Consider the following 12412-nt stretch of genomic DNA (forward strand, 5'->3'; position numbering starts at 1 on the left):
GCAGCCACAAATGCTTCCTCCCCATGATCAGTCGATCATGTTTGAGAAGCTCCACGAAAGCGGGGGGAACTCAACCATCCCGAAACTGCGCAAGCAGCTAAATTTCTGGCATTGACTCAGGCGAACTGCGGAGCGGTCTGGCCCGCTTTGCTACTGATGGACGACACCATCAAACGCTCGGAAGCTCGCTATGGCGCCGACCACGCCCTTGCGCAGGCACTTCGACAAACCCGAAACAGTATTCGGGGGATGCTCGCCGGAGCGCCGAAGAAGCGGTCCAAAGGCAAGACACGGAAACCGAAACCGTAGTCAGCACTCGATGACGTTGACGGCCAGGCCGCCGCGAGCGGTCTCCTTGTACTTGACCTTCATGTCGGCGCCGGTCTCCTTCATGGTCTTGATGACCTTGTCGAGGGAGACGTGGTGGCGGCCGTCGCCCCGCAGGGCCATGCGGGCCGCCGTGACCGCCTTGACCGCGGCCATGCCGTTGCGCTCGATGCAGGGGATCTGCACCAGGCCGCCCACCGGGTCGCAGGTCAGGCCCAGGTTGTGTTCCATGCCGATCTCGGCTGCGTTCTCGACCTGTTCGGGCGTGCCGCCCAGCACCTCGGCCAGGCCGGCCGCCGCCATCGCGCAGGCCGAGCCGACCTCGCCCTGGCAACCCACCTCGGCTCCGCTGATCGAGGCGTTCTCCTTGAAGAGCAGGCCGATCGCCCCGGCCGCCAGCAGGAAGCGCACCACGCCCTCGTCGTCGGCGCCGGGCACGAAGCGCATGTAGTAGTGCAGGACGGCCGGGATGATGCCGGCCGCGCCGTTGGTGGGCGCGGTGACGACCCGGCCACCGGCCGCGTTCTCCTCGTTCACGGCCATCGCGTACGCGGTGAGCCACTCCATCGCATGCTCCGGAGCTCGGCCGGCTGCCCGCAACTGCCGGGCCGTGGCCGCCGCGCGACGGCGCACCTTGAGGCCGCCGGGCAGCACGCCCTCGGCCTCGAGGCCGGCCGCCACGCATTCCTGCATGACCCGCCAGATGTCCAGCAGGCCGGCGCGAACCTCACCCGGCGACCGCCAGGCCGTCTCGTTCTCCAGCATCAGCCGCGAGATCGACAATCCGGTGGCCGACGTCAGCGCCAGCAGGTCGCCGCCGCTCGTGAACGGGTGGGTCAGCTCGACCGCGGACGGACGCAGCAACCCGCCCTCGGCGATGACGAACCCGCCGCCCACCGAGTAGTAGGTCTTTCGCACGAGCTCGGCGCCCTCGGCGGAGTACGCGGTGAACGTCATGCCGTTGGGGTGACCGGGCAGCGTACGGCGCCGGTGCAGCACCACGTCGACCTCGGCATCCGCCCCGCAGGGCAGCGTGAGCAGCCCCCGGCTGTGAATGGCAGCCGCCCGTGCGTCCGCGCCCGCGACATCCACCGTCTCCGGGTCCGCCCCCTCGAGCCCGAGCAGCACCGCCTTGGGCGTGCCGTGCCCGTGCCCGGTCGCACCCAGCGAGCCGAACAGCTCGGCCCGCACCGAGGCGGCCCGGTCGTCGAGCTGGCGGGCGAACATGCGGGCGGCGCGCATCGGGCCGACCGTGTGCGAGCTGGACGGGCCGATACCCACGGAGAACAGGTCGAAAACGGACACAGCCATGCGGAAGCTCCTTCGAGAGGTGGCTCCCTCGCTCTGTCATGGGGCCTGAGAGCTTCATCGGCCGGACCGGCGCCGATTTGCACCTTGGGCGCGGGCGGAAACCCGGCTTTCCAGAGTTGCCTGACCATCGCGGTACGGATGCCTGAGAGATTCTGAGGGAGAAGTTGCTCCTTCGGCGCCCCGCTGGAACGGGGGCTCTCCCGCGGCGGTCAAGTGGCTGTTCAGTTGTGGGAGTCGGACGGTGAAAGTGGAAGTTGCGGGACGAAAGCTATCGACGCCCGGGTGAACGGGTCAAGATCCTGCGGGGAAGCGGGACACGACGGTCCCGCCTCCCCCAGGTTAACCGGTCAGCAGCGGCCCAGATCCTGCCACTGCTCGGTCCAGCCCGGTTCCGAACCCTGTGTCCAGTAGCGGGCACGCCACAGGTGCACACCGTCGCCGGACTTGGGTCCGCTCGGGTCGCCGAACCTGCTCTTCTCATGCTTGACCAGGTTGCCGCCGGTGTAAACGGACGAGAACGCCCAGTTCGGCGCGTCACTGCAGCTCGTACCGGGCGGCGGGGTCGTAGGCGGGGTGGTGGGCGGGGTCGTCGGCGGTGTGGTTGGTGGAGTCGTCGGCGGGTTGTTCGTACAGCCGCCGGTCGAGGCCACCGTGTCGACGAAGGTGCTGCCGGCCGACCGGTAACCGCCGGCCTGCGAGGTCACCTGGGAGGGCGACAGCACCTGGTTCTTGGCGAACAGCACCCAGTCGACCTGCTGGATGTAGGTGCTGAGGCCGCCCGAGTGGGTGGCCAGGTCGATGAACCACAGGTTCCAGTTGATGGTCATCGTCTGGCGCGGGAAGTATTTGCCGCCGTGGTCGCCGACCTGCACGCCGTCGATGTAGTAGACGACGTGCCCGTCGGCCACCTGGGCCACCAGGTCGTGCCACCCGTCGAGCGAGCGGCGCTGCTCAGAGTGCAGGTTGTCGGCGTACCAGGGTTCGGCGCGGTAGGTGTACCAGGTCGTCTGGTAGTTGATCGGCCCCTGCTCGCCCCACCCGCCGTTGGGCAGGTATTCGGAGATGTCGAGCTCGCTGTAGGTGGGGTCGAGGTCGCCGTTGAGCGGGCTGATGGTGAAGAACGTCTGGTTGATGTGGTCGCCGTCGTTGCCGCTGACCGGCGTGTCGGTGAAGCGGACCCGGCTGGCGTAGGTGCCCTCGAGGTAGCGCTTCTGGGTCGAGTACAGCTCGGCGTGCTTGGTGCCGGCGGCGGTGCCGTCGGTCGAGGCGGTCAGCTGCATGACCTTCTGGCCGCTGTCGGTGGGGAAGCTGATACTGGACGGCGACCAGTTGGCGCCGGGCACACCCGGGCCGCCCTGGTAGCTGCGGGGCGTCCAGCCGTTGGCGGTCAGTGCGGGGTCGGACGACGAGCTGTAGCTGAAGTCGTCGAACAGGTAGCCGCAGTCGGCGGCCGACGCGGATTCCGAGGAGACGGCGACGGCGCCGATTCCCGTGAGCGCGGCCACCAATAGAGCAGCACATTTACGTCTGTCGATCTTCACGAGCAGACTCCTCCCAAAGAGGAAAGGGGATGAAGGGGAGTTACTTGACCGCGCCGGCGGTCATTCCGGCGCGGATGTGCCGTTGGAACGCGACGTAGGCGACGAGCACCGGCAGCATGGCAATGGTCAAGCCGGCGAACAGGCCGCTCCAGTCGCTGCGATACCCCTGACTGACCGACAGGGCGGCCAGACCCTGCGCCAGGACGTACCGGTCCGGGTCGGGATTGAGAACCAGCGGGAGCAGATACTGGTTCCAGAGCCCGAGGAAATTGAAGATGCCGACCGCGACCAGCCCCGGGCGGGCCAGCGGCAGCATGACACGGAAGAAGACAGCGCCGTGCGAGCAGCCGTCGAGCACCGCGGCCTCGGCGATCTCGCTCGGCAGCGTACGGAAGAACGAATGAAGAAAGAAAACCGTGAACGGCACGGCGTACGCGGTGTAGACGAGGATCAGCCCGGCATAGGTGCCCAGCAGGCCCAGTTGCTGCACCACGAAGAACAGCGGCACGAGCGCCAGGAAAACGGGGAAGAACATGGCCGCGACGAACGTGTAATAGATCGCCCGGTTGCCGCGGAACTCGTAACGGGCCAGCGCGTACGCCACCAGTGAGCCCAGCAGCATGGTGAGCAGCAGGGCGGCGCCGACGACGATCAGGCTGTTGAGGAAATAGCGCCCGATGCTGGCCGCCGTCCACGCCCGCGCCCAGTTGTCCCATTGCGGCGACGCCGGCAGCGACCACGGCGAGTTCAGGATCTCGTCGTCGGTCTTGAACGAGCTGATCACGGCCCAGAGCAGCGGCAACGCCGTCACCACGGCCCAGCAGAACATCGCCAGCCCGGGGAGGGGATTCGGCCGTTTTTCCGTAGGCAGGGAAGGCGCGGCGACCGGCCTCGTCTCCAGCATTGTCATGCCAGCTCCAACCGTTCGCGCCGACCCGATCGCAGAGCGAGCACGGCCAGCGTCAATGTGGCGAAGAACAGGGCCACACCCATGGCCGAGGCATAGCCGAACTTCCCGTACGTGAAGGCGGTCCGATACAGCGACAGTCCGATCACTTCGGTCGCCCCGTCCGGCCCGCCGGGTCCCACCGTCATGACCTGTACAACGGCGAAGGCATCCAACGCCGCGATCCCCAGATAGACGAAGGCGACCTGCACCGTTTCGCGGACGAGCGGCAACGTGACCCGGGAGAACGTCGCCCATTTCCCGGCCCCGTCCAGCAGGGCCGCCTCGAACAGCTCGCGCGGAATCCCCTCGATGGCCGCGCTGAACAACACGACGTAGAAGCCGACCGACGACCAGACCAGCACCGCCATCACGGCCATCAGCGCGAACGCCGGCTCGGCCAGCCAGGAATGGGCCAGTCCGCCCAGTCCCAGTGCCCGCAGCCCCGAGTTCAGCAGTCCGGTGTTCGGGTTGTAGACGAACCCCCACAACACCGCGATGACCACGAGCGACAGCAACTGCGGGAAGAAGTAGACGATCCGATAACCCTGCCCGAGCCGCGGCGACGAGGTGCGCAGCATCGACGCCAGGAACAGCCCGACGGCAATGGTCACCAGCGGCACGACGACGAGCAGCAAAGCGTTGTTCCGCACCGCGTCGAGAAAGAGCGAGTCGCCGCCGAGACGGACGTAGTTGTCCGCCCCGACGAACTGCGCCTCGCCGGCCACCCCGGTCCAGTCGGTCAGCGACAACCAGAACGCCTGCGCGTACGGCGACAGCACGAAGACGACGTGCAGCACCAGGGCCGGCACCAGCGCGCCGAGCAGGAACCGCCAGCGGCCGTGCCGCATCAGCGGGTGAACTTCGTGACGGTCGAGTCCTTGGCCACCGCGTCGGCCGCCTTCTGGATGCGCGTCGACCAGTCGGCCGGGCTGATCCGCTTGTTCACCAGCTCCCCCGTGGCGTCGTCCACCGCCTTGGCGAGGGGCGCGTACCACGTACGGAATCGATAGGTGAAGGTGTCGGACCCGGCCGCCGTGACCGCGTCGCGCACCGAGCCCAGTCCCGACGAGAGCGTGAGCCCGTCGGTCGCACCGGCCACCGCGGGCAGGGTGCTGTTGGCCTCGGCGAACGCGGTCGCCGACTGCTTCGAGAACAGAATCCGCAGGTACTCCTGGCCGCCGGCCGGATTCTTGGCCTTGGCCGGCACCAGGAACGACTCGCTGCTGGCGGCCTGCACCGCGGTCACCGGCAGCTTGTCCGACGAAGACCGGGCCGGAACCGTGCCCATGACCATGTCGAAGCCGGCCGGAGCGACACCCTTCTGCTCACTCTCGAGCCAGGAGCCGCACGGGATGAACGCGGCCTTCTTCTGGCACCACGCGGCCTGGGCCTCGGTGTGCGACAGCGCCTCGGAGCCGCTCATGAGATAGCCCTGCCCGGCCAGTTCGGCGAACGCCGTCGCCGCCTGCACGAGCCCGTCCTGCTTCCACGCGCCCGGCTGCAGGTTGTCGACCGCCTTGACCAGGTCGGCGCCGCCGGTCTTGGCTGCCATCGAGAGCAGCGGATCGTTGATGTACTCCGGGTATTTACCCTGATAGGTCCAGGGCGCCACACCGGCCTTCTTGATCTCGCCGCAGAGCGCGACCATCTCGTCCCACGTCTTCGGGTACGTCCAGCCACGCTCCGCGAACAGAGACTTCGAGAACCAGAGACCCCACACCGTGTACGTGAAATTGAGCGCCACTGTCTTGCCGGCGAACGTGCCGTCGTCGACCACGCCCGGCAGCAGCGTGTCGCGCACCTTCCTGCCGGGCTGGTCCAGGCTGGGCGCGTCGAGCAGATCGGCCAGGTCGGTCACCTGCGAGGCGCCGACCAGGGTGGCGATGTCGAGGCGGCCGGCGCCGGTGTTGTCGACGACGTCGGGCGGGGTGCCGGCCACGAAGCGGGGCTGCATGGCCTCGCCGACCTTCTGCAGGCCCTTGTGGTCGATCTTGGCCTGCGGGTACTTCTGCTGGTACGTGGCCTCGGCCTTCACCGCGTACTCGTCGCCGTACCCGCCCTTGAAGACGACGACCTCGAGCGGGGAATCGGCCTTGACCCCCAGGGGGTTCTCGGCGGTCTTCTCAGCGCCGGCATCGGCGACTTTGTCGTCGGACTTGCCGGCCGTGACACAGCCCCCCAGAGCGGGCACCGACAGCACGGCCGCCGTTTTCAGCAGCGTTCTCCGAGTGGGATAGGGTCTGACCTGGGTATCAGGGTTCATGACGGGCTCTGCCTCCTATGCGGTGCGCCGGATGCGCCCGGCGTACCGCGCCTCGATCTCTGCGTTGTGTTCCTTGCCGCCGGGCACGTTGTCCGACAGGTAGACGGGCGGGGTGATCCCCGCCGCGAGCAGACGGGCGACCACCTCGGTGACGATCTGCTGGGCCAGCAGCGCCGCGGTGATCGACGAGACGGCGCCGACCGCTCCCCCGCCCGGCAGCGGAAGCGCGGCGTCGCCGTACGGGGCGCCGTTGTCCAGCACCACGTCGGCGATCTCGCCGAGCTTGCGCCCGCTCGGGTGCCGGCTCGTCACCCCGGCCGAGTGCTCGGCCGACGTGATCGCCACGAGCTTGTGCCCGCGCTCCTTGACCAGCAGCGCCATCTCGACGACGGCGCCGTTGATGCCGGAGTTGGAGGCGATGACGAAGACGTCGTCCGGCTTGATCGGCGCCAGCTCGTAGAGCCGGTGCGCGATGTCGGGGCTGCGTTCGACGGCCGGGTCGGCCAGCGCCTCGAGCGGCTCGCCGCCGTAGAGCACGATGTCGCGCAGGGCGATCCGGTTGGTCGGGACCAGTCCCCCCGCCCGGCCGGCGATCTCCATGGCCAGGGCCTCGGAGTGCCCGCAGCCGAAGGCCTGGATCACTCCCCCGTTGGCCACGGCCTCGGCCAGGAGATCGGCGGCCTGTTGTTTCTTCTCGTCCTGGCCGCTGCCGACACGATCGACGGCTCTTCTCACGACGGTCAGGTAGTCGTTGCTGGTGACGCTCACGGCTGTCCTTTCGGGCGCCCGCGTTTGCGGCTCGGGATCTTCTCGGGCAGTCGGTGGGCGTCGACCGCGCGCACGGTCAGTTCCAGCGCGTCGGCGGTCCGCTCATAGGTGCGCTGGGCCACCGCGACATAGATCGTGTCGAGGACCAGCAGCTGCGAGTGCAGCGCGGAGAGCGCGGCCAGGCGGAACGTCGTCTCCTGGACCGCGGTGGTGAAGACGACGTCGGCCACCTCGGCCAGCGGCGAACGGCTGAAGCTCGTGACGGCGACGGTCAGCGCGCCGTGATCGGCCGCCTCGGCCAGGGTTTCGATCACTTCCCGCGTACGACCGGAGTGGCTCAGCCCGATGGCCACGTCACCCGGCAGCGTCAGCGCCGCGTTGGTGAGCGCGGTGTGCGAATCGGTGCGGTGCCAGACCGGCACCCGGATGCGCTCCAGCCGGAAAGCCATCTCACGGGCCGACGTGCCGCTCGATCCGAGCCCGAAGATCTCGACCCGCTTGGCCTCCGCGATCGCGGCCGCCACCTGCTCGATCGCCCCCACGTCGAGCCCCGCCGCCGTGTCCTGGATGGCCCGGGTGTCGGCCGTGGTGACCACGGCGAGCACGTCGGTGAGCGGGTCGCCGGGCGCGATGTCCCCGCTGATGTCGGTCTCCCACCGCGCCTGCTCGGCCCGCCCGGTCTCGGTGGCGATGGCCACCCGCAGGTTGGCGTAGCCCTTGAATCCCAGCGTGCGGCTGAACCGGGTGACGGTCGCGGTCGAGGTCCCCGATCGTTCGGCCAGATCGACGATGCTGGCGTGCGCCGCGGTCTCCGGATCGGCCAGAATGGTCTCGGCGATGCGGGCCAGCGCTTCCGGCATCTGCGGCCCCTCGATGCGCAGCCGCCCGAGCAGCCCGCCGCTCTCACCCGTCACGTCGGTCATCCTTTTCATCGATGGCTGTTGCTGATGAAAATTACGACCGTCGACGCCTCTAGTCAATAACTGTTTGCTATGTTTCGATCCCTGGCATGGACCTGGTGGTGGGCGTGGACGCCGGCGGCACCTCAACCCGGGCCGTCGTGGCCGAGGTGCACGGCGCAGTGATCGGCCGCGGCTCGGCAGGCCCGGGCAATCCCCTGACGGTCGGCTTCGAGGCAGCCGCCGAAGCCATGGGCAGCGCCGTACGCGCCGCTCTGGGCTCGCTGCCTCCGGCCCGGGTCGCGCGCGGCGTGCTGGGCATCGCCGGGACGAGCTGCCTGACGCCGGGCAACGGCCTTCCCGCGTACGAGAAGGTCTGGAACTCTTCGGGCCTGACCGCCCCGATGGTGGTCGTCGGCGACGTGGTGACGGCCTTCGCCGCCGGCACCCGAGCCCCGTCCGGCGTCGTGCTGATCGCCGGCACCGGCGCGATAGCCGCCCAGATCGACGGCGAGCGGGTGGTGCGCACAGTGGACGGCAACGGCTGGCTGCTGGGCGACTTCGGCTCGGGCCGCTGGATCGGCCTGGCCGCGCTGCGCGCCGCCGTACGCGACTGGTCGTCGCCCTTCGCCGCCGCAGTGGCCGACCAGGTGAGCGTGTCCTCGGCCGACGACTTGGTGGCCTGGGCCCAGCGCCTGCCCTTCCCCGAGATCGACGCCTTGGCGCCCCTGGTGTGCGAACTGTCCCGGCTGGCCGATCCCCAGGCCCGCGCGATCACCTCGTCAGCCGCCGCCGAACTGGTCAGCACCCTCGGCGAGCTTTCCCCCACGGGCCCGGTCGTGCTGGCCGGCAGCCTCCTGTCCAACGACACGCCCGTACGCGAGAAGGTCCGCGCCATTCTGCACACTCGCGCCGTCGAGACGACCACCAGCACCGACCCGGCCGCGGGGGCCGCCCGCCTGGCCGCCCGCGCCCTGACGAAGTCCCCGTAGCAACGCAGACGGTACTCACGTCATCCGTCGCCACCTCGGAACGCCTATCAGCGAGGCGAGCCGAATTGCCGGGGCGCAAGCCCTGTTGAGACCCGTCGGTTAGTATCGGTGACCATCACTGCTGACAGCAGAGGGCCGGATGCGTAAACCGAAAGTGTCCTTTCACGCGGAAGTCACTCAACGCTTTCGATTCTTGATCGACCAGTACGGCCTTGACGGTCCCATCGGCAGCGATCGTCTCGAATCGTCCGTCGTCTACAGCGGCGCGGGATTGAGGGTCTTCGTCCACTTCAATGACGACACCCACGACAGTGCGGGGAAGCGGATCTCCGTGGCTGTCCATCTCGACACCGGCAAGGCAAAGGTCTGGGCGGATCTGGACGACCTGGTGGAGTCGGCCGTATTCGCGCCACGCCACCGGGTCGCCTCGAAGGCGCACACCGGTGACGCCCTGCGCGCCACACTCGACGACAATGCGTTGTGGATTCGCAGGTTGTGGCCCATCCTCCGAGAGCCTGAAGCCATCGAGCTCTTCCGAGACGCGAATCGCTTCGAGTCCGACAAGGGTGGCAACCCGAAGCGGCGTCCCAAGAACATCAAGTGGAAATACCCCTAGGTTCTGTCTCGCGGATCATGAGTGGCGATCATGGATGACGGTCGTTGAATCGGTATGGCACGCGGTGACCTGAGCAATGACGAGTGGACTGCGCTGGCACCTTTGCTGCCAGCCCAGCCGGCCCGGGGTGGGCAGTGGCGCGATCATCGGCAGGTCATCAACGGGATCTGCTGGGTGAAACGCACCGGCTCGCCGTGGCGGGACATGCCCGAGCGATACGGCCCCTTCAAGACTGCGCACCTGCGCTTCACCCGATGGGCCGCGGACGGCACCTGGGCGATGCTGAAAAGGCAGGTCATAGCCCTGGCCGAACTGGATGACGGGATCGAATGGGATGCCCAGGCCGACGCCACTATCGTCCGGGCGCACCAGCATGCAGCCGGCGCCGCAAAAAGGGGCTGACCGTTGCCGAAACACAGGCACGCGAAGGCATCGGCCGGTCACCCGGCGGGCTGACCACAAAGATCCACACCCTCGCCGACGGACGCGGTCGGTCTCTGGCCACCCTCATCACCCCGGGCCAAGCAGCTGACACCCGCCAGCTCGTTGCCCTGCTCGACCTGGTCCGCGTGCCCCGTCCGGGCGGTATCGGCCAACCCCGGACCCGACCAGACTCGGTGACCGCCGACAAGGCCTACTCGTCACGCGCGAACCGCCAGGCCCTGCGCGGCAAACATATCCGCGCGACAATCCCAGAGCCCAACGACCAGATCGCGAACCGGAAACGACGCGGCGCCCGCGGTGGCAGTCCACCCGCGTTCGACCCGATTGCCTACCGCCGCCGCAACCAGGTCGAACGCGGCTTCCACTGGCGCGGCGTGGCCACCCGCTACGACAAACTCGGCCCTAACTATCAAGCCACTCCTGACCTAGTCGAGATGCTCGACTGGCTTCGCGCCGTCCCCGACGGACATGATCCGCGAGACAGAACCTAGCCGGCGGCACGACCAGGATTGTGTCGTTCCAATGGCGAAGACTCTGCGCAGGGCGATCTCGGCCCTGAGGGGCCGCTGCCTCAACGCCTGAACCGAACGGTCGGGACATAACCTGGTCCGAACGGCTAATCAAATGGCAGCAAAACGATCGAGTGCCCACTTCCCGGCTGGAGAGCGCGTCGGGCTGTCTCGCTCGGCGTTGGCCGCGTTCTGCGCTGCGGCCTCATCCACCTCGGAGACCGCTATGGCGGTCCCGGTGAAGCGAGCCTCTACGACTCTGGCGAAGACTGGACCCTGCTTTGAAAGCACGGGAGCCGATTTCGAGCGAGCATGGATCGCGAGCGGAGAGTGACGACCCTGCCGTCCACAGCGCTCGGATCGCGGCATGACAGTGCGTCAGCGAAAGGCACCTGATCTTGCAGCCTCAGCCCGTCCTGTCGGCGGTCCCGGATGGGGACGCACACTTGATCAGGTGCAAAATCCACAGGGAGTCGTGGGCTTTTCGCCAGCTTGGCCAGTCGATGTCCGGCCAGCCGGCTACTGCACGCTGCCTCTCGAACTGGAGCCAGAGATGGTCTAGACGTTCACGTTCGGCCTGACCGAGGCGGCCACCGTTTTCTACGCAGCCGGACGCGAGCGAAAGTACCTCCGTGCCGGCCGCATCCGTTCGGACCGTTCGGCCCTTGGCTATCCGTCTGAGCAGATAGCCCAGAGCGAACGTGGCGGCGTTACGCTGATCGCCGTACCAGCAGGTCGACGAGGTCGGGTTGAGTTCGGTGGCCCGTGGGTTTCGCTGGCCCTCGCGTTTTTCCTCCGCCCGCCGCCTCGCGTAGTCGCCCAGCTCCAAAAGCCAAATGTCTCGGCTCGATGAAAGCATTCCCATCGCCCGCAGAAGCGCGGCCTCGTCGCGACGGAAATTCCCGGCGACATGCTCCAGGTAGGCGAACGTGACCTGGTAGCCGACCGGCTGGTATCGCTGCACGCATCCAGCCAGCGCATTGATGCGGCTCCCGTACGGGAGCGAGGGGTCACGAGTCTTACGCGCATACGTACCGAAGCTCACGGTGCCATGCTAACGACGTCGACAACCGATATCAGATAGCAAGGTGCCGCATCCTCAACTCGGCCATGAGCGTGCACGGACCGACGTGACGAACGACCACTCGGCGTGAGAGCGGTGGGGCCCGGCATTCGCGCTTGGCGGGATGAGCCGGGGCGAGTCCGCGACATGCTGGGCCAAGTACGCGAGGGCGAAGGCGATCTCGGAACGTCCGTGAGCCCGACGCTTTCGTCGCAGCACCGACCGTAGATAGTCGAAGACCAGCCCCTTTGCCAAAGCGAGCTGGGATGCGCAGCGCAAGTCCCTGCTACCAGTTCCGGACACGCGGATCGCCGCCGAAGGCGTTGTCCCCGGCGGTTCCCGCGAAGTCGCCCAGGTGAGCGGCGATGGCCAGTCGAAGGGGTCAGCCGAGTCGTCGAGCATCTGCGCGAGCAGCTGATCTGCATGATGGTCGATATAGGCGTCCCGAATCGCCTCCCGGCGGCGTGCGTTCCGCCGACTTCTGCACGCGGTGACGATGGCTTCGTGGTCGCACTCGTCGCTCACGCACGCAGCACGCCCGACGCCACGTCGGCTCGCGCTCTCACATCGAGCGAATCAGTACGCCCGACCATGCAAACGGATGCAGCCAACGCGCCCAGTCAAGTGCCGAGCCAAGGCCCGATCGACGGCGGCTAGTGCGTTGTCCATGAACGTTTGCCGGGTCTGAGTGGTCAGGCGGCCTTGAGCCGAGGCCGTCCCCAGCGTTGCT

11 protein-coding genes and 2 riboswitches are annotated in these 12412 nt (G+C 67.9%); of the genes, 3 read left to right on the forward strand and 8 right to left on the reverse strand.

All coding sequences use genetic code 11. From position 1 onward, the window contains the following. Positions 1–309: 309 nt before the first annotated feature. The 7 genes from KXC43_RS49745 to KXC43_RS49775 form a co-directional block, all read right to left on the reverse strand. A complete protein-coding gene (locus tag KXC43_RS49745) occupies positions 310–1638 on the reverse strand; it encodes an L-serine ammonia-lyase (protein WP_221383339.1) in 1329 nt (442 codons plus the stop codon). Between the two features lie 23 nt (positions 1639–1661). Continuing rightward, positions 1662–1758, reverse strand: a riboswitch (glycine riboswitch). Beyond that, positions 1759–1851: riboswitch (glycine riboswitch) on the reverse strand. 134 nt (positions 1852–1985) lie between these two features. Then, positions 1986–3179: a glycosyl hydrolase gene (locus tag KXC43_RS49750; protein ID WP_221383340.1), complete on the reverse strand. Its 1194-nt coding sequence runs from the start codon at positions 3177–3179 to the stop codon at positions 1986–1988. A gap of 40 nt (positions 3180–3219) precedes the next feature. Next, positions 3220–4089 carry a carbohydrate ABC transporter permease gene (locus KXC43_RS49755; protein ID WP_221383341.1) on the reverse strand — a complete coding sequence of 290 codons (870 nt, stop codon included), beginning with the start codon at positions 4087–4089 and terminating at the stop codon, positions 3220–3222. Then, entirely contained in the window at positions 4086–4976 is an 891-nt protein-coding gene (locus KXC43_RS49760) for a carbohydrate ABC transporter permease (protein WP_221383342.1), read from the reverse strand. The genes KXC43_RS49755 and KXC43_RS49760 overlap by 4 nt, the downstream gene beginning before the upstream one ends. Further along, positions 4976–6319: an N-acetylglucosamine/diacetylchitobiose ABC transporter substrate-binding protein gene (ngcE, locus tag KXC43_RS49765; protein ID WP_308129619.1), complete on the reverse strand. Its 1344-nt coding sequence runs from the start codon at positions 6317–6319 to the stop codon at positions 4976–4978. The genes KXC43_RS49760 and ngcE overlap by 1 nt, the downstream gene beginning before the upstream one ends. Before the next feature lie 87 nt (positions 6320–6406). Then, positions 6407–7159, reverse strand: coding sequence for a sugar isomerase domain-containing protein (locus KXC43_RS49770; protein WP_221383344.1), 753 nt, complete (start codon positions 7157–7159; stop codon positions 6407–6409). Continuing rightward, positions 7156–8082 (reverse strand): MurR/RpiR family transcriptional regulator, encoded by a 927-nt coding sequence (locus KXC43_RS49775; protein ID WP_255646195.1) that lies wholly within the window; start codon positions 8080–8082, stop codon positions 7156–7158. The genes KXC43_RS49770 and KXC43_RS49775 overlap by 4 nt, the downstream gene beginning before the upstream one ends. An 86-nt stretch (positions 8083–8168) precedes the next feature. On the opposite strand from KXC43_RS49775, the gene KXC43_RS49780 reads away from it, so the two are divergent. The 3 genes from KXC43_RS49780 to KXC43_RS49790 all read left to right on the forward strand — a co-directional run bounded on the left by KXC43_RS49780 (position 8169) and on the right by KXC43_RS49790 (position 10601). Then, on the forward strand, positions 8169–9050 hold the full coding sequence (locus tag KXC43_RS49780; protein WP_221383346.1) for an N-acetylglucosamine kinase: 882 nt from the start codon (positions 8169–8171) through the stop codon (positions 9048–9050). A 193-nt stretch (positions 9051–9243) separates the two neighbouring features. Next, positions 9244–9666, forward strand: coding sequence for a hypothetical protein (locus KXC43_RS49785; RefSeq protein ID WP_221383347.1), 423 nt, complete (start codon positions 9244–9246; stop codon positions 9664–9666). 54 nt (positions 9667–9720) lie between these two features. Beyond that, a protein-coding gene (locus KXC43_RS49790) for an IS5 family transposase (RefSeq protein ID WP_438870963.1) occupies positions 9721–10601 on the forward strand; the annotation gives its coding sequence in 2 pieces (ribosomal slippage) (positions 9721–10051 and positions 10051–10601; 882 coding nt in all). Between the two features lie 424 nt (positions 10602–11025). Here KXC43_RS49790 and KXC43_RS49795 read toward each other — a convergent pair. Next, the gene (locus KXC43_RS49795; protein WP_221383348.1) at positions 11026–11664 is read right to left on the reverse strand and encodes a hypothetical protein; all 639 of its coding nucleotides are present in this window, start codon (positions 11662–11664) and stop codon (positions 11026–11028) included. Positions 11665–12412: the final 748 nt, after the last annotated feature.

Origin of the sequence: Paractinoplanes polyasparticus, from assembly GCF_019710575.1 — a bacterium.
Taxonomy (GTDB): Bacteria; Actinomycetota; Actinomycetes; order Mycobacteriales; family Micromonosporaceae; genus Actinoplanes; species Actinoplanes polyasparticus.